This is a genomic window from Saccharopolyspora sp. NPDC002578 (assembly GCF_053592695.1).
Window position 1 is genome coordinate 1 of sequence record NZ_JBSFWJ010000100.1, and the last position, 15,814, is coordinate 15,814.

Consider the following 15,814-nt stretch of genomic DNA (forward strand, 5'->3'; position numbering starts at 1 on the left):
TCAGCGGCTTCCTCGCGAGGACAGCTTTTTTCCTCGTGGCGGAGCCACTTGGAAAAAAGATCCCGCAGCGAGGAAGCCGCTGAGGTTCCGCTACCCGGACACCCAAGCAACACGAGCCGTGGAAGCAATCCCTAAAACCGACCTTCCACGCACCACCGCAACCACACGCCCAAACCGGGGAAGGTTTTAGAACCCGACGCCACACGCCAAGCCGAGCGGGACTCCGCAAACCCAGCCACACGCCCAAGCCGGGAGACTGCGAAGCCCCTCAACGGAAGAGGGGAAAGGTGGAGGAGTCGGCCTGTAAGCCGGATCCTGTTCGCGGGCGTCTCGCGACGTCCCGTTCGGCGACCATCCATCTCGGCCTGCCGTCACCGGCAGGCTCCAGCGGCCTACCCGCAGGCTCGGGCGGGCAGCCCTCGAACACCTGCGCAGACGCTGATCGGCGTCCTCTTGGCCTTGCTCCGGGTGGGGTTTACCTAGCCGCCCCGGTCACCCGGGGCGCTGGTGGTCTCTTACACCACCGTTTCACCCTTACCCGGTCGGCGAACCGTCCGGGCGGTCTGTTCTCTGTGGCACTGTCCCGCGGGTTTCCCCGGGTTGCCGTTAGCAACCACCCTGCCCTGTGGAGTCCGGACTTTCCTCGACGCGGGCGGTGCCCGTGCCGCGGCCGCCCGGCCGACTCATCCACCAGGTTCCAGTCTAGCGAGCCAGGGCTCCGCGTTCGGTGCCGCCCGCCTCGTCGCCGCCGGAGGATTCGGGCATTTCAGACGGTGACGAAGCGGGTCGCTGGTCACTGCCCGTGGAGCGACCTGGACGCGGCGGTGACCGGTGGAGCCGCTACGCTGGATGCAGTCAAGATCACGTCCGGGTGGCGGGTGATGACGCGGTGACACGATCGCCGGTCGGCGTCCGTTGAACGGGTTTCGGTGCGTCGTCGAAAGGTGTGCCGAATTCCACTGACCGGCCGATTCATGCACTGTGCGTGAGGAAGGGGCTCGCATCAGAGTGAACGATCAGGGGTTCCCGATCCAGCGCAAGTCCGCCCCTCGCTCCTCCGCGTTCATTGCTCCATCCGAGTCAAGCCCGAACGGCCTATTCGGCGAGTGAGCCGGCCTGCCGACGTCTTCGGTGGTGCTGGATCAACCACTACTGCTGGTGACCATGTCATGTTCTACTCGTATCGTCGCGTCGGGAAGATCCTGTCGGCCGACGTACCTGCCCGACGACCCTTCACGCACTCAGGGGTAACAAGATGACCGCCATGCCGCTGGAAACGTTGGCGCACGTGCACGTGCTGGCCACGCTCGACCCGTTGGCGCAGCAGACAGGTCTCGGCACCGAAGGCATCCGCGGCTGGATCCTCAACAACCTGCTGCCGCTGCTCCTGCTGGCGGTCGCGCTGCTGCTGCTGTGGCTCGGCGGCGGCAAGGGCGACAACGCCGGCGTGATGCGCCGCGTGATGGGCGTCTTCGTGGCGCTGGCCCTGATCGGCTTCGCGGTCACCGGCGCGGGCGTGGACATCGGCACGTTCATCGCCGGCCTGTTCAGCACCAGCGGGTGATCGCCAGTGCGGATCCGCACCGATGACGAGGTCTACCGGGTCGATGCCGTGTGGCTCGGCCCGCCGAAGGCGACGTTCCCGTGGCGGGCGCGCTACGTCGCCTGGGGAGTGGGGACCATCGTGTTCCTGCTGGTGCTGGCCATCGAACGCCGGATGAACATCGGCTTCGGCCTGTTCTCCACCGGCTGGGCGGTCGTCATCACGATCCTCGTTACGCGGATCGTGTGTTCCCGGATCACCCACGAACGGCCGCTGGGAGCCGTGATGGTGATGTGGTTGCGTGAACTGACCGCACCTCGTGAACGTTCCGCCGGACGCGGCGGGGCGGCGGGCGCGGCCCGGATCAAGGTGCGCACCCAGCGGCCCCGGCCGAAGCAGAAGCAGCCCAGACAAGCAAAGCAGCCCACTCGGCGAAGCCGGGGAGGGCAGGCCCCGCAGGCCCGGCGCACCGGCCGGTCCCCCCACGGAGGCCAGCCCGCCGGCGGTTCGACCAGGCAGGTCCGCCGCACCAGGAAGTCCGCGGGACGCACCAAGTCCGCGGGCGGGCGTGCGCGTAGCAAGGAGGTTCGCGGTGTTCGGTCGCCGTCGAGGCGGTGAGCGCCAGCCCCAGGGCCCCGGCGCGCCCCAGCGTGCCCCGCAGGGCGGGAGCAAGGCGCGGGGCAAGGCGAAACGGCAGGACCGCAGGCTTCCTGACGAACAGTCGTTGCCGAGCTACACGCCTTCCATCGCCGCCAGGTCGATCGACGGTCACCTGCTGCGCACCGGCCAGGACGTGTTCGCCTGGTACCGGCTGTCGCCGCAGCGCTGGTCCTTCCGCTCCGATTCGCAGCGCCAGGACCTGATCGCCGCCATCGCCGGGCAGTACGCGGAGCTCCAGGGCCGCTGGATGCACCTGCGGGTCACCAGCCGCCCGTACCCGATCCGGATGTGGGCGGAGGCGCACGTGCACAACGCGCGCGGCGCGCTGCCCGACGCGCCCGGCGCGCTGAGCTTCGACGACTACATGGTCGGCGAGCAGCAGCAGCTGATGGGCCGCTCCATGGCGGAGAAGGAGGTCTACCTCGGCGTCCAGGTGCAGACCCGCAACGTGGTGGACCGCGCCGTGGAACGTGCCGCGCCGCTGCTGCGCCGGGTGTTCCCGGAGGCCGTGGACGCCGAGCTCGTCGCGCTCGACAGCGAGATCGAGCACTTGGACCAGGTGATCGGCTCCGCAGGGCTGGACGGGCGTCCGGTGACGGCCGAGGAGATCTCCTGGCTGATGCACCGGTCCTGCTCGCTGGGCCTGCCCGCGCCGCGCAACCTGCCCGCCGTGCCGGGCGCGGAGTGGGAACCCGAGGACTTGGCGTCGTTCACCGACGCCGCCGACATGTACCAGGAGCCGTACTCGCCGACCGCCACGGTCCGCGGGCGCACCGGCTCCAACGCGGGCATCACCCGGCACGTCGCGGTGCTGACCGTCGGCCAGACCCACGGCCTGCAGATCCCGGAGATCGACGATCCGTGGATCCAGCACTCCGACCGGCTGCCCGCTCCCGTCGAGTGGTCCGCGCGCATCTACGTGCGCAGGCCCGAGGACGTGGGCGGCGAGCTGCAGCGCCAGATGAACAAGGTGCGCTCGCAGGTCCGGCACTACACCGAGGAGCACGGCCTGGAGCCGCCGACCTCGCTGGCCCGCCAGGCGGGCCGGGTGCTGGAGATCGACGACGAGATGACCACCGGGTTCACCGCGCTGGCCACCCGGGTCCGCTCGTGGTGGCGGCTGGCCGTGTCCGGGCCGACCGAGCGCGACGCGCTGCGCCTCGCGCAGCAGATCCTGGACCTGTACAAGCCGAAGGTCGCCATCGAGCACCCCGAGGCGCAGTACGCGATGGCCCGCGAGTTCATCCCCGGTGAGCAGCTGGCCTCCGGCGCGTACATGCGGCGGGGTTCGGTCCTGTGGGCCGCGGCCTCGGTTCCGCAGGCCACCGCGGAGGTGGGCGACCGGCGCGGCATCCTGCTCGGCGAGACGTGCACCGCTACCCGGCGTCCGGTGGCCTGGGACCCGTGGATGGCGCAGGAGGTCCGCGACGCCTCGGGGCTGACGGCGATGGTCGCCGGTCTCGGCGGTGGCAAGTCCTTCCTCGGCGGCGGCACCGTCTACAAGACCTTGCGGGCGGGCGCGCACTGGACGTTGCTGGACCCGTCGGGTCCGTTGGCGGAGCTGTGCAAGCTCCCCGAGCTGCGGCCCTACGCGCGGCCGATCAACCTGCTCAACGCCCAGCCCGGCATCCTCAACCCGTACCGGGTGGTGGCGGAACCGCAGCTGGAGCACTTCGTCGACGAGGACGACCCGGAGCGCAGCTGGCGCCGCGAACGCGCGCTGTCGGCCGCGACCCGGCGGCGGCTGGTGCTGGACGTGCTCACCGGCCTGCTGCCCTACGAGGTCGCCCGGCTGCCGCAGACCCGGATCGTGCTGCTGCGCGCGGTGCGCGCCGTCGGCGGCCGGCCGGACGCGCACCCGGGCATGGTCTTCGAAGCGCTGCGCCGGGACGCCTCCGAGCACCACGAGCACGCGGTGGTGGTCGCCGACTTCCTCGACGAGATCCGCGAGCGCATGTCGCTGCTCATCCCGGAGGCCGACGCCGACCCGTACTCGGAGACCCGCGAGGACCGGCTCACGGTGCTCACCATGGCGGGCTTGGCGCTGCCGAAGGACGGCGTCGGGCGCGAGCACTGGACCGACGCGGAAGCCCTCGGCGTGGAGATGCTGAACCTGGCGGCGTGGCTGACCCAGCGCTCCGTCTACGAGCGGCCGAAGGACGAGCGCAAGGGCGTCTGGATCGACGAGGCGTTCTTCCTGTCCGAGGTTCCGACGGGCCGGGTGCTGATGAACCGGTTCGCGCGCGACTCGCGGAAGTGGAACGTGCGGGTGCTGCTGTCGAGCCAGATCCCGGCGGACTTCCTGCGCATCCAGGGCTTCGTGTCGCTGCTGGACTCGGTGTTCGTCGGCAGGCTCGACGACGAGCAGGCCCAGTCGGACGCGTTGCGGTTGCTGAAGGTTCCGGTCGGCGCGGGCTACGAGCAGGTCGTCTCCGCGCTGGGCCGCAGGCCCGGACCGGCGCGCAACAGCACCGAGCGGGACCGGGCGCCGCGGCAGTTCATCTTCGGCGACGGCGCGGGCGGTGTGGAGCGCATCCGCATCGACTTCGGCGGCCCGCACCTGGAGCACCTGCGCGACGCGCTGGACACCACTCCGGGCAGCCGCGAACCGGACCCGGATCAGCGCGCGCTGCCCGGCTCCGGCGGCGAGGCGAACTCCGACACCCCGCCGCGGCCGTCGCCGCCGCCGGTGCCGGAGGACGACTACGCGGACGACATCGACGGCTTCGACGAGTTCGAACTCGAAACCGTCGGCATCGGGCCGGGCGAGGAACGCACCAACGGAACCGACCGCTCGCAGCAGCGGCCCGGTCAAGGCGGAGACGAAGTGCGGTGAGCGCGCTGTTCGCGCCCACGATCATGGCGGCGATGATCGTGGCGGTGATCTGGGCCGCGAAGCGGGCGGCGTCCCGGTGGCGCAGCGCCGCGCGCCGCAGGGGTCGTCGTCCGGCGGTGCTGCTGGTCGGCGCCCTGGTCGCGATCCAGGCGCTGATCGGGGCACCGGTGTCGGCGCAGGGCTTGGACTGCAAGGAACCGCCGAGCCCGGAGCGCCCGCAGTCCGGCATGGTCGGCGCGATCGACCGCGCCCCCTTGGGCACGGGCGTGCCGGGCAGCCCCTACGACGAGTTCGGCTACGCCGGCCACGTCTGGCACAACTACGACCTGGGCTGCGGGCCGCAGGGCATGATGAACCCGAACGCCCTGGTCGACACGTGGCTGGGCAACGAGCTGTTCAACGTGTCCAAGAACCTCGTCGGCGCCACCAACGGGCTGCACTACGCGCTGGTCAACGGCAACCTCATGGGTCCGCTGGACGACCTGATCGCGACGGGCACCGTGGCGCTCTACGACAGCGTGTTCACCCCGTGGTTCGGGGTCGCGGCGCTGGTCCTGGCGGTGCTGCTGTTCCGCTACATCTGGCAGGGCGACCTGGCCACGATCGGCAAGCGCACCATGTGGGCGCTGGCCGGGTTGTGGTTCGCCTCCGCCACCTACCTCACTCCGATGATCTACACGCACGCCTTGGACGAGGTCGTGATCACCGGGACTTCCGTGGTGCAGTCGGGTTTCCTGCAACAGGTCGGCGTCGGTGACGCCACCAACTCGTTGCCGACGGAGCTGCACGAGCAGGTGGTCTACAACAACTGGCTGCGCGGTGAGTTCGGGGCTCCGGACGCACCGGAGGCCGAGCGGTTCGGTCCGCAGCTGCTGCGCGCCCAGGCGTGGACGAAGCAGGAGGTCGAGGCGAACGCCGACAAGGGTCCGGCGACGCCGAAGACCGACGCGTTCACCGACGTCGCGAGCCAGTTGCAGAGCACCAGCGCTTACGGCTACTTCCAGGGCAAGGACGGCAGCAGGGTCGGGGCGGCGATGCTGTCGCTGGTGCAGGGCCTCGCGTTCGCCTCGTTCCAGCTGATGGCGAAGGCCGCGATCCTGCTGGCTCAGGTGCTGCTGCGGGTGCTGATCCTGGCCGGGCCGCTGATCGGCCTGGTCGCGCTGTTGAATCACCAGGTCCTGCGCGCGGTCGGGCGGATCGCCGGTGCGGCGATGCTGAACGTGCTGGTGATCGCCGCGATGGCCGGGCTGCACACCTGGGTGCTGATGTGGATCTTCAACGGGCCGACGCCGTTCGACGTGCTCCTGCAGATCCTGCTGGCGGGGCTGGTGACGATCGTGTTCATCATGATCGGCAAGCCGGTCCACCGGATGGGGCAGATGGTGCAGCTCTCGGTCGGCGGCAACGGTGGCGTGGCGCAGGCTTCGCGCGGCGTGTTCGGCCGGTTCCGCGGGCGCAGGCCCGCCGACGACCCGAGCGGTGACTTCTGGGAGCAGGTCCGCGAATCCGACCCGGACGCGCCGCCGCCGGACCCCGCGGGCCAGCGCGGCCGGTGGCAGACCCGGCCGGAGGCCGATCACCAGGCGATGTCGGCCACGGCGCAGCGGCTCGACCGGCAAGGGGGGCCGTGGGCGGCGTTGCCCGGCAGCGGCGCACCCACCGGCGGCGGCATGGGGTCGCCCGCGCTGCCCGCGTCCGGCCCGGCGGGCGAGCGGCGACCGGGTGGTCCGGCCGCGGCGTTGCCGGAGGGCAGGGCCAGCCGGGTGGTGGACACCGCTCCGGTCTCCGACGTCGCGTGGGATCGGCGGGAGGAGGAACCGGTGCTGGTGCCGTCCCTGTCGGAACAGGCGCCGATGCCCGCCCCGGCCGAAGCGACCGCGCCGCGCCGGGCCGACATGGAAGTCGTCGCGGGCAAGCCGGTGTACGTCGTGTACCGGCCGTCGCGCGGGCTGGAGGTGGCCGATGAGGACTGACCGGCCACAGTGGACTGACTCTTGGAATGACCTGCGCAGGTGTCCGGGGAGCGGAACCTCAGCGGCCTTCTCGCTGCCCGTTCTCCTGATGTGGCCGCGATTTCTGATGCGTGCCGTACACGGCGAAGTCGCTGGCCACGCGAGAAGGCCGCTGAGAACCCGGCGGTGGTCTTTTTGCTCAAGCTGGTCACTGCTCAGCGGCTCCGCCGCTGACAGGACAACGAATGAAGAACGGGCCGGACGGGTGCGAACCCGGCCGGCGGGGTGAAGGAGAACGGGCCATGCCGATCCGGACGCATCGGGGGCGCGCCGCGGTCTACCGGCGGCTGTGGGGCTGGCCGCTGCGGTCGCCGAAGCACTTGGTGACCGCGGTGATCGTGCTCGCCGCGGTCGCCACCGTCGTCGGGTTCCTGCTGCCCGAGCCACCGCCGACGCGGAACTACCGCGACCAGTCGCAGAGCGCCGAGCAGCACCAGGCCGCCCCGGCGCCGCCGACCCGCACGCCCGCGCCGCCGACGTTCTCGGTGCCCGACACCCCGCCGCCGCCCGCGCCCGCCGACCCCGCCGGGCTGAAGGTCGTCGAGGCATGGGGCAAGAAGTGGGCGACGCACCCGCCGGGCACGGCCTCGGCGCAGTGGGTCGAAGGCCTGCGCCCGTACACCACCGACGAGTTCATCACCGAGATGGCCTCGGTGGACCCCGCGAACGTGCCGTCGACGGCGATCACCGGGCCGCCGCAGCCGTTGAGCTCCACCGCGAACGCGATGAGCGCCCGGTTATCGACCGACGCCGGCGACATCGAAGTAGATCTGATGAGAACCCCGCAGGGATGGCGCGTCTCCGGCTACAACAAGGTGAGCTGACATGCGAAAACTCTTGGTGCTGGTCGTGGTGTTGTCCGGCTTCGCCGGGCTGGTCGGGCTGGGTGCGTTCGTGATCGTGCTCTCCGGCATGCAGGGCGCGCAGAGCTGGTCCGGGTGCAGCGCGGGCCTCGGCCCGTCGGGCGACGGGCGGGGCCGCGGCGAGAGTGACGCGGGCAGCCTCGACCAGGAGTCCGTGGCCATCGCCAAGGAGATCATCAAGATCGGCAAGGAGCGGAACCTGCCGCCGCGCGCGTGGCAGGTCGCGATCCAGGCGGGCAAGACCGAGTCGAACCTGGCGAACCTGACCCACGGCGACCGCGACTCGCTGGGCATCTTCCAGATGCGGCCCTCCATGGGCTGGGGCAGCGTCGCGCAGGTCACCGATGTGCAGTACCAGATCAACAAGTTCTACGACGTGCTGCTGGAAGTCCCCGACTGGGAAGGGCTGCAGCCGGGCACCGCCGCGCAGCGCGTGGAGCGCTCCGCCTACCCGCTGCGGTACCACGAGTGGGAGCCGATGGCGGCGCACCTGGTCAGCGTCGAAGGCCAGGTCTCCGGGTTCAGCGGGTGCGAGGACCTGCCCTCGGCGAGCGTGCTGGCCACCAAGGCGATCTCCTTCGCCGACCAGCAGATCGGAAAGCCCTACGTGTGGGGCGCGGCCGGGCCGAGTTCGTTCGACTGCTCCGGGCTCACCCAGATGGCCTGGAAGGAGTCCGGGGTGCACATCCCGAAGTACTCGCGGTCCCAGTACACCGACGGCGGGGCGCACATCCCGCTCGCGCAGGCCCAGCCCGGCGACCTCGTGTTCTGGGGTGCGGGCCGGGAACCGGGAGCGATCCACCACGTCGCGCTGTACCTGGGCGACAACCAGATCCTGCACGCGCCGCAGCCCGGCGAATCCGTGGAGCGCACCGAGATGTGGGACGGCGGTGAGCTGCTGCCGACCGTCGTCCGGCCCGGTGGTGACGCGCCGCCGCAGGCCGCTCCGCAGCAGCCCTCGATCCGACCGGCTCCGCCGAGCACCGGGGAGCCCGCGGGCGTGCTGCCCGCGCCCGGACCGGCGGGGTCGCAGCCGGCCGGTCACCCGGTGCGGCAGCCGGTGTAGCCGGTACCGGGCAACCGGGTCAGCACCGTCCGGCGTCGTGCGAACGCGGTGCGACACGGGTGGCGCGGAAGGTTCGGACCGCTGATCGAGGCGGTTCGCTGTGGCAATCTTGGGCGGGGCCGTCCGATGGCCCGACCTGGCGGCTCAACGGGTCCGCGGCCCGCTGCGCCGCGTGCGCAGGACGAGCACCGCCGTGGCGGTGCGGATCCCGCGGCGTCCTACACCGGGAGGAAGCATGTTCACCCCAGATCCCATTCCGAGGCGTTCCGCACCTCCGGCGTCGAGCACGCCCCTGGGTGACTATCTGTCCCGCGCCGGGCACGGGGTCGACTCCGGTTACGCGGTGCTGCCCCGTTCGCTGGCGGAGTCGATGCCGCTGCCGTGGCAGCAGCACATGCGCCACCTGCTCGCCGAGTTCCACCAGGCCTTCGGGCACCTGCAGTGGCCGGTGTACCGGGTGGTGCCGTCCCGGTACGAGCGGTTGGTCGACCTCGACGACGACCAGCTCGCCGAGGTGGGCTGCACCGTGGAGGTCGGCGACAGCGGTGAGCTGGAGTACCGGATGCGCGACGGCCGCCGCATCGACAACCCGGAGACCCAGCAGGTCCTGGTGTCCTGCCTGGACCCCATTCCCCGCAGGCAGCCGGACGGGCGCCCGCCCGCGCCGGGAGCTCCGCCGCCGCCCGCGTGGTGAGCGGCGGTCGCCGCGGGTGATCAGCGGTGTGAACCGTCCGGCGGCGTGACATGAGGCGGTCTCCCGTGCGAGGCTCGGAACATGGCCCGCGATGGTTGGTACTTCTGCTTGAAGCACCAGCAGGTCGAGCCCGCCGCGGGATGCCGCGCCGCCGACCGGCTGGGGCCCTACCCTGATCGCGCCACGGCCGAGCACGCTCTGGAACTCGCCAAGGAGCGCACCGAGGCGGCCGACGAGGCCGATCGGCGCTGGGCCGAGGAGGACTGAGCTCCGATGGCGACGGCACAGGTACCACGAGGTGGCACCGATGCCGTCGCAGCACCCCGGCTGGGCGCCGGCCCGCCGCCGCATCCGCGGCGCCCCGCGGACGGCATGTGCGATTTCGCCGCCGTGCGCAAGGACTTCAGCCTTCCCGCCGAGTTCCCCACCGCCGCGCTGACGGAGGTGGAGCAGACCGTCGCGCAACCCGTGTTCGACGGGGCCAGGGTGGACGCGACGGAGTTGCCGCTGGTCACGGTCGACCCGGTGGGCGCGAAGGACCTCGATCAAGCGGTGCTGCTGACTCGTCGCGGCAACGGGTTCCGCGTCGAGTACGCGATCGCGGACGTGGCCGCGTACGTGCGTCCGGGCGGCGTGCTGGACGCGGAGGTGCGCCGCCGCGGTCAGACCTTGTACCTGCCGGACGGGAACGTGCCGCTGCACCCGACGCTGTTATCGGAGGGCGCGGCCAGCCTGCTGCCCGATCAGGTGCGGCCCGCGGTGCTGTGGACGATCGACCTGGACTCGGACGGGCTGGCGGTGCGCACGCGGGTGCGGCGGGCGCTGGTGCGCTCGGTCGCGCAGCTCGACTACGAGGGCGTGCAGCGCGCGCTGCGGGCGGGCCTCGCGCACCCGTCGATCGCGCTGCTGCCGGTGATCGGGAGGTTGCGCCGGGCGCAGGCGTTGCGGCGCGGCGCGATCGAACTGGGCCTGCCGGAGCAGCAGGTGGAGGCCGACGAGTCCGGCGGCTGGCGGGTCGCGCTGCGGCCGCGGCTGGTCGTGGAGGAGTGGAACGCGGAGATCTCCCTGCTCACCGGCATGTGCGCGGCCGAGATGATGCTGGAGGCGGGCGTCGGGATCCTGCGCACCGTGCCCGACCCGGAGCCGCCGACGGTGGCCGCGCTGCGGCGCTCCGCGGCCCGGCTGGGCGTGGAGTGGCCGGAGGACCTGCCGCCGGCGGAGGCGCTGGCGGGGATCGACCCGGTGCGGCCGGAGGCGCTGGCGGTGCACGTCGCGGCGACGCGGCTGCTGCGCGGAGCGGGCTACACCTCGTTCGAGTCGGCCGCCCCGTCCAAACCGCGCCACGCCGGGATCGGCGCCCCGTACGCGCACGTGACGGCTCCGCTGCGGCGGTTGGTGGACCGCTACGGCGCCGAGGTGTGCCTGGCGGTAGGAGAGGGTCGCGCGGTGCCGGCCTGGGTCCGGGAGGCGCTGCCCGCGCTGCCCTCCGCGATGGGCTCCTCGGACCGGGTGGCGACGCAGGTGGAGCGGGCGTGCCTGGCGCAGGCCCAGGCGTGGTCGCTGGCGGGCCGGGTGGGGTCGGTGTTCCCCGCGACGGTGCTGCGGACGGGCTCCGGCGACGGCGAGATCTTCATCCCGGAGCCGCCCGTGATCGCGCGCTGCTCGGGCGACGACCTCACCGAGGGCCAGCGGATCCAGGTCCGCCTCACTCGCGCGGACCCGCACCGCCGCGAGGTCGAGTTCACCAAGGCCTGACCACCGGCGGCGACCACCCGATCGTTCGGCGCCGGAGCGGCTGCGAAGATCATTCCGAGCGCCCGTCCGCGATCCCGCGTTCGGGTCGGCGGGTGGCGCGGCGGTGACCACCTGGGACGTCGGCACCGCTGCCCGCCCCGCCACGCGGAACGAGTTCGCAGGCACGTGCTGGGAGGCTCGTTCAGTGGGGCGAAGCACAGGGGGTTCGTCTAGCGCGGGCTCCGGTGGGTGCGGATCGTGGAAGGGCAGCGTCGCAACGTGACAACGAGGAGGCCCGTCGTGGCTGAGGTGCACGAGATGACCGTCGGTGTGCTCGGAGGCACCGGCGCGCAGGGCAAGGGCCTGGCGATCAGGTGGGCCGCGGCCGGGCTGCGCGTGGTGATCGGCTCGCGCAAGGCCGAACGCGCTCAGGACGCGGCGCGGGAGATCGCCGAGATCGCCGACGGGCAGGTCACCGGGGAGGACAACGCGGGGTGCGCCGCCGCGGCCGACGTCGTGCTGGCCGCGTTGCCGTGGGACGCGCACGCGGACACCTTGGGAGCGCTGCGCGAGCAGCTCGCCGGCAAGATCGTCATCGATTGCGTGAACCCGCTCGGGTTCGACAAGCAGGGCCCGTTCGCGCTGGACGTGCCCGAGGGCAGCGCCGCGCAGCAGGCCGCCGCGCTGCTGCCGGACTCGCGGGTCACCGCGGCGTTCCACCACGTCTCGGCGGTGACCTTGGCGGACCTGTCCGTCGAGCACGTCGACCTGGACGTGCTGGTGCTCGGCGACGACCGCGAGGCCACCGACGTGGTGCGCGAACTCGCCGACGTGATCCCCGGGGTGCGCGGCATCTTCGGCGGCCGGTTGCGCAACGCACACCAGGTGGAGGCGCTCACGGCGAACCTCATCGCGATCAACCGCCGCTACAAGGCGCACGCGGGCGTGCGGATCACCGACGTGTGAGCTCGCGCCCCGGCGGGGCACCCTCGCGGCAGGAGGAGGGATTGGCATGGTGCGGCAGCCGACCCAGTTGCCGTCGGAGGCGGCGAGCTGGACCGACGACGAGCGGGAACGCGCCAGCCAGCTGCTCGACGGTCACGCCACCGTGGTCAACGTGCGCAAGCAGGGCCCGCACCGGCACCTGGTGCCGTGGTTGCAGCGGCAGGGGCTGCTGACCTACGTCGGCCACTCCGGTCCGCGGCACTCGTGGGCGGCCTCCGAGTTCGCGAGCCCGTTCGTGGGGGAAGCGAAGTCGGACCGGGAGGCGATGGTCCGCCACTACGAGCAGTGGCTGGACCAGCAGCCCGACCTCGTGCGCCGGTTGCGCGAGGGCGAGCTCAGCGGCCGAGCCCTCGGCTGCTGGTGCGCCCCGAAGACCTGCCACGCCGACGTCCTCGCCCACCGAGCCGACTGACGACAGGAGTGAGCGGACCGTTCGTCCAACGGGATTGGGCGAACGGTCCGTTCACCGTGACTGGAGCACGTCAGGGGTGCAGTGGGGTTTGAGTGAGCGGACCGTTCGTCCAACGAGATGGGACGAACGGTCCGTTCACTTCGAACCGGGCGCGTCGCTGACGGCGTGGGGATCAGGTGAGCGGACCGTTTGCCCAATGGGATTGGGCGAACGGTCCGTTCACTTGCGACCTGAGCCGTGACGGCGTGCCGCCGGGATCGGGTGTGCCGTCAGTTGAAGGAGTGTTCTGCGGCGGGGAAGGAGCCGCCGCGGACTTCGTCGGCGAAGCGGCCAGCGGCGTCGGCGAGGACGCCGCCCAGGTCGGCGTAGCGCTTCACGAAGCGGGCGGTGCGCCCGGTGTTCATGCCCGCCATGTCCGTCCACACCAGCACTTGCCCGTCGGTGTCCGGTCCGGCCCCGATGCCGACGGTGGGGATTCGCAGTTCGGCGGTGACGTGCTTGGCGGCCTCTGCCGGAACCATCTCCAGCACGACCGCGAACGCACCGGCCTCCTGCAGCGCCTGCGCGTCGGCGAGCAGTTCCGCGGCCTGATCGCCCCGGCCCTGCACCCGATAGCCGCCGAGCCCGTGCTCGCTCTGCGGCGTGAACCCGATGTGCCCCATCACGGGAATCCCGGCGGACACGAGCGCTTCGACCTGAGCGGCGTAGCGTCGTCCGCCTTCGAGCTTGACCGCGTGCGCCCGGCCTTCCTTCATGAAGCGGGTCGCGGTGGCCAGCGCCTGCTCGGGGGAGCCCTGGTAGGAGCCGAACGGCAGGTCGGCGACGACCAGGGCGTGCTCGGCGGCGCCGGTGACGGCGCGGACCAGCGGCAGCAGTTCGTCCACGGTCACCGGTAGCGAGGACTCGTAGCCGTAGACGTTGTTGGCCGCCGAGTCGCCGACCAGCAGCACCGGGATTCCGGCCTGGTCGAAGATCCGCGCGGTGTACATGTCGTAGGAGGTGAGCATCGGCCAGTTCTCGCCGCGCTCCTTGAGCTGTTGCAGGTGGGGGATGCGAACGCGGCGCCGGGCGGGAGTGCTCCCGTACGGGGCGGCGGTTTCGCTCTGGGCGGGCTGCGAAGAGTGTGCAGCAGTCATCGTTGACCGTCCTTTTCCTCAAGGCCCGCGCTGCGGGTCCCTGGGCGTTATGCGACGTCCTTGCGCTCGCCAGGGTCGCACGCCCCGGCGCCGCCCAGGAGCCTTCGACGACGCACGTCACAGCTCGGCTGGGTCCGCCGGGCGGATGCGCGCCCGGCGTTGCACCGATGCATCCCCGTTGCGCTCAGCGGAGCCAGGTGGTGGCAACCGAACGCAGCAGGCAGCGGCGTCCGTACGCACCTTCAGCCCAGTGCGTTGGGCCCTCCGGGTCAAGTCAAGATCATCTACTGGACCTGGTTCGGGCATTTTGCCTAGCCTGATCGCGTTGCAACGCACCAAAGAGGGAGCAGCATGACCGCGGCCAAAGAAGCTCCAGACATCTTGTCTCCGGAATTCGCCATCGATCCGAACCCGTCCTACCAAGTGCTGCGAGATGAATTCCCGCTGCTTTGGCACGAAGCGACCCAGAGCTACATCGTGTCCCGCTACGCGGACGTGAAGCGGGCGTTCCGCGAGCCGGTGTTCACCACTCAGAATTACGACTGGCAGCTCGAACCCGTGCACGGCCGCACCATCCTGCAGCTCGACGGCAGGGAGCACGCCGTCCGCCGCGCACTGGTCGCTCCGGCGTTCCGCGGCAGCGAGCTGCACGAGAAGTTCCTGCCGGTGATCAAGCGGAACTCCCGGGCGCTGATCGACCGGTTCCGCGGCACCGGCAGCGTGGACCTCGTCGCCGACTACGCGACCAAGTTCCCGATCAACGTGATCGCCGACATGCTGGGGCTGCGGGAGGAGGACCGCGGCCGGTTCCAGGGCTGGTACACGGCGATCATCGCCTTCCTCGGCAACCTGAGCCAGGACCCGGACGTCATCGAGGCGGGCATGCGGACCCGCACCGAGTTCGCCGAGTACATGATCCCGGTGATCCAGGACCGCCGCGAGAACCTCGGCGACGACCTGCTCTCCACCCTGTGCACGGCCGAGATCGACGGCACCAAGATGAGCGACGAGGACATCAAGGCGTTCTGCAGCCTGCTGCTCGCCGCGGGCGGGGAGACCACGGACAAGGCCATCGCCGCCCTGTTCCTGAACCTGCTGCAGCACCCGGACCAGTTCGCCGCGGTGCGCGCCGACCGCGATCTGATCCCGCAGGCCTTCGCCGAGACGCTGCGCTTCTCCCCGCCGGTGCACATGATCATGCGCCAGCCCGCGGAGGACGTCGAGCTCAGCGGTGGCGTGGTGCCCAGGGGCAGCACGGTGACCTGCCTGATCGGGGCGGCGAACCGGGACGACGGGCACTACTCGCACCCGGACCGGTTCGACGTGTTCCGGGAGGACCTGCCGGCGCGCACGGCGTTCACGGCCGCCGCCGACCACCTCTCGTTCGCGCTGGGCAGGCACTTCTGCGTCGGAGCCCTGCTGGCGAAGTCCGAGATCGAGGTCGGCATCAACGACCTGCTCGACGCGATGCCGGACGCCGAACTGGCCTCCGGTTTCGACCCCGTCGAACAGGGCGTGTTCACCCGAGGCCCGCAATCGGTCCCGGTCCGCTTCACCCCCAACTGACGGCGACCCGAACCGAACGGCGAGCGAAGCGAATCCGTGCAGTAGGGCGGGCGAAGCGCCGCTTGCTTTGCGGCCGAAGGCCGTGCCTCGCGGCGAAGCCGTGCAGTGGACGAGCGAAGCGAAGTCTGCCTTGCGGCCGAAGGCCGTGCCTGTATGTGCGAAGCACATAGCCCACGTCCACAAGCCGACCACCCGCGGGTTCTCAGTCGTCTTCTCGCGAGGACAGCTTTTTCCCTCGTGGCGGAGCCACTAGGGAAAAAGATCCCGCAGCGAGAAGACGACTGAGG

The 15,814-nt window shown here is 71.3% G+C and carries 13 protein-coding genes and 1 other RNA gene; 12 read left to right on the top strand and 2 right to left on the bottom strand.

Annotation, left to right across the window (positions count from 1 at the left end; all coding sequences use genetic code 11):
* Positions 1 to 288 precede the first annotated feature (288 nt).
* Positions 289 to 686, bottom strand: an RNA gene (gene rnpB, locus ACWD38_RS28015) — RNase P RNA component class A.
* A gap of 569 nt (positions 687 to 1,255) precedes the next feature.
* Between rnpB and ACWD38_RS28020 the strand changes: the two genes are divergently transcribed.
* From ACWD38_RS28020 to ACWD38_RS28070, 11 genes are all read left to right on the top strand, one after another.
* On the top strand, positions 1,256 to 1,564 hold the full coding sequence (locus ACWD38_RS28020) for a hypothetical protein (protein WP_246456689.1): 309 nt from the start codon (positions 1,256 to 1,258) through the stop codon (positions 1,562 to 1,564).
* A 6-nt stretch (positions 1,565 to 1,570) separates the two neighbouring features.
* Positions 1,571 to 2,161: a hypothetical protein gene (locus tag ACWD38_RS28025; RefSeq protein WP_184477837.1), complete on the top strand. Its 591-nt coding sequence runs from the start codon at positions 1,571 to 1,573 to the stop codon at positions 2,159 to 2,161.
* Entirely contained in the window at positions 2,136 to 5,039 is a 2,904-nt protein-coding gene (locus ACWD38_RS28030) for an ATP-binding protein (RefSeq protein WP_184477838.1), read from the top strand. The genes ACWD38_RS28025 and ACWD38_RS28030 overlap by 26 nt, the downstream gene beginning before the upstream one ends.
* Entirely contained in the window at positions 5,036 to 7,012 is a 1,977-nt protein-coding gene (locus ACWD38_RS28035) for a hypothetical protein (RefSeq protein WP_450125259.1), read from the top strand. Before ACWD38_RS28030 ends, ACWD38_RS28035 begins: the two co-directional genes overlap by 4 nt.
* Before the next feature lie 281 nt (positions 7,013 to 7,293).
* Positions 7,294 to 7,875 carry a hypothetical protein gene (locus ACWD38_RS28040; protein WP_184477839.1) on the top strand — a complete coding sequence of 194 codons (582 nt, stop codon included), beginning with the start codon at positions 7,294 to 7,296 and terminating at the stop codon, positions 7,873 to 7,875.
* A 1-nt stretch (position 7,876) separates the two neighbouring features.
* The gene (locus ACWD38_RS28045; RefSeq protein WP_184477840.1) at positions 7,877 to 8,980 is read left to right on the top strand and encodes a C40 family peptidase; all 1,104 of its coding nucleotides are present in this window, start codon (positions 7,877 to 7,879) and stop codon (positions 8,978 to 8,980) included.
* A gap of 235 nt (positions 8,981 to 9,215) precedes the next feature.
* Positions 9,216 to 9,674 (top strand): hypothetical protein, encoded by a 459-nt coding sequence (locus ACWD38_RS28050; protein ID WP_184477841.1) that lies wholly within the window; start codon positions 9,216 to 9,218, stop codon positions 9,672 to 9,674.
* Between the two features lie 81 nt (positions 9,675 to 9,755).
* Positions 9,756 to 9,941, top strand: a complete 186-nt coding sequence (locus tag ACWD38_RS28055; RefSeq protein ID WP_184477842.1) for a hypothetical protein — start codon at positions 9,756 to 9,758, stop codon at positions 9,939 to 9,941.
* 6 nt (positions 9,942 to 9,947) lie between these two features.
* Entirely contained in the window at positions 9,948 to 11,429 is a 1,482-nt protein-coding gene (locus ACWD38_RS28060) for an RNB domain-containing ribonuclease (protein WP_184477843.1), read from the top strand.
* A gap of 279 nt (positions 11,430 to 11,708) precedes the next feature.
* Positions 11,709 to 12,374, top strand: a complete 666-nt coding sequence (npdG, locus tag ACWD38_RS28065; RefSeq protein ID WP_184477844.1) for an NADPH-dependent F420 reductase — start codon at positions 11,709 to 11,711, stop codon at positions 12,372 to 12,374.
* 46 nt (positions 12,375 to 12,420) lie between these two features.
* Positions 12,421 to 12,825, top strand: coding sequence for a DUF4326 domain-containing protein (locus ACWD38_RS28070; RefSeq protein WP_184477845.1), 405 nt, complete (start codon positions 12,421 to 12,423; stop codon positions 12,823 to 12,825).
* A 269-nt stretch (positions 12,826 to 13,094) separates the two neighbouring features.
* On the opposite strand, the gene panB is transcribed toward ACWD38_RS28070, so the two are convergent.
* Positions 13,095 to 13,961 (bottom strand): 3-methyl-2-oxobutanoate hydroxymethyltransferase, encoded by an 867-nt coding sequence (gene panB / locus ACWD38_RS28075; protein ID WP_184477846.1) that lies wholly within the window; start codon positions 13,959 to 13,961, stop codon positions 13,095 to 13,097.
* A 351-nt stretch (positions 13,962 to 14,312) separates the two neighbouring features.
* Here panB and ACWD38_RS28080 point away from each other — a divergent pair, with 351 nt between their 5' ends.
* Entirely contained in the window at positions 14,313 to 15,527 is a 1,215-nt protein-coding gene (locus ACWD38_RS28080) for a cytochrome P450 (protein ID WP_184477847.1), read from the top strand.
* The last annotated feature ends 287 nt before the right edge of the window (positions 15,528 to 15,814 follow it).

Coding starts and splice junctions, on each gene's coding strand:
- ACWD38_RS28020 (WP_246456689.1), top strand. CDS start 1,256: ATGACCGCCATGCCGCTGGAAACGTTGGCGCACGTGCACGTGCTGGCC.
- ACWD38_RS28040 (WP_184477839.1), top strand. CDS start 7,294: ATGCCGATCCGGACGCATCGGGGGCGCGCCGCGGTCTACCGGCGGCTG.
- ACWD38_RS28045 (WP_184477840.1), top strand. CDS start 7,877: ATGCGAAAACTCTTGGTGCTGGTCGTGGTGTTGTCCGGCTTCGCCGGG.
- ACWD38_RS28050 (WP_184477841.1), top strand. CDS start 9,216: ATGTTCACCCCAGATCCCATTCCGAGGCGTTCCGCACCTCCGGCGTCG.
- ACWD38_RS28055 (WP_184477842.1), top strand. CDS start 9,756: ATGGCCCGCGATGGTTGGTACTTCTGCTTGAAGCACCAGCAGGTCGAG.
- ACWD38_RS28060 (WP_184477843.1), top strand. CDS start 9,948: ATGGCGACGGCACAGGTACCACGAGGTGGCACCGATGCCGTCGCAGCA.
- ACWD38_RS28070 (WP_184477845.1), top strand. CDS start 12,421: ATGGTGCGGCAGCCGACCCAGTTGCCGTCGGAGGCGGCGAGCTGGACC.
- panB (WP_184477846.1), bottom strand. CDS start 13,961: ATGACTGCTGCACACTCTTCGCAGCCCGCCCAGAGCGAAACCGCCGCC.
- ACWD38_RS28080 (WP_184477847.1), top strand. CDS start 14,313: ATGACCGCGGCCAAAGAAGCTCCAGACATCTTGTCTCCGGAATTCGCC.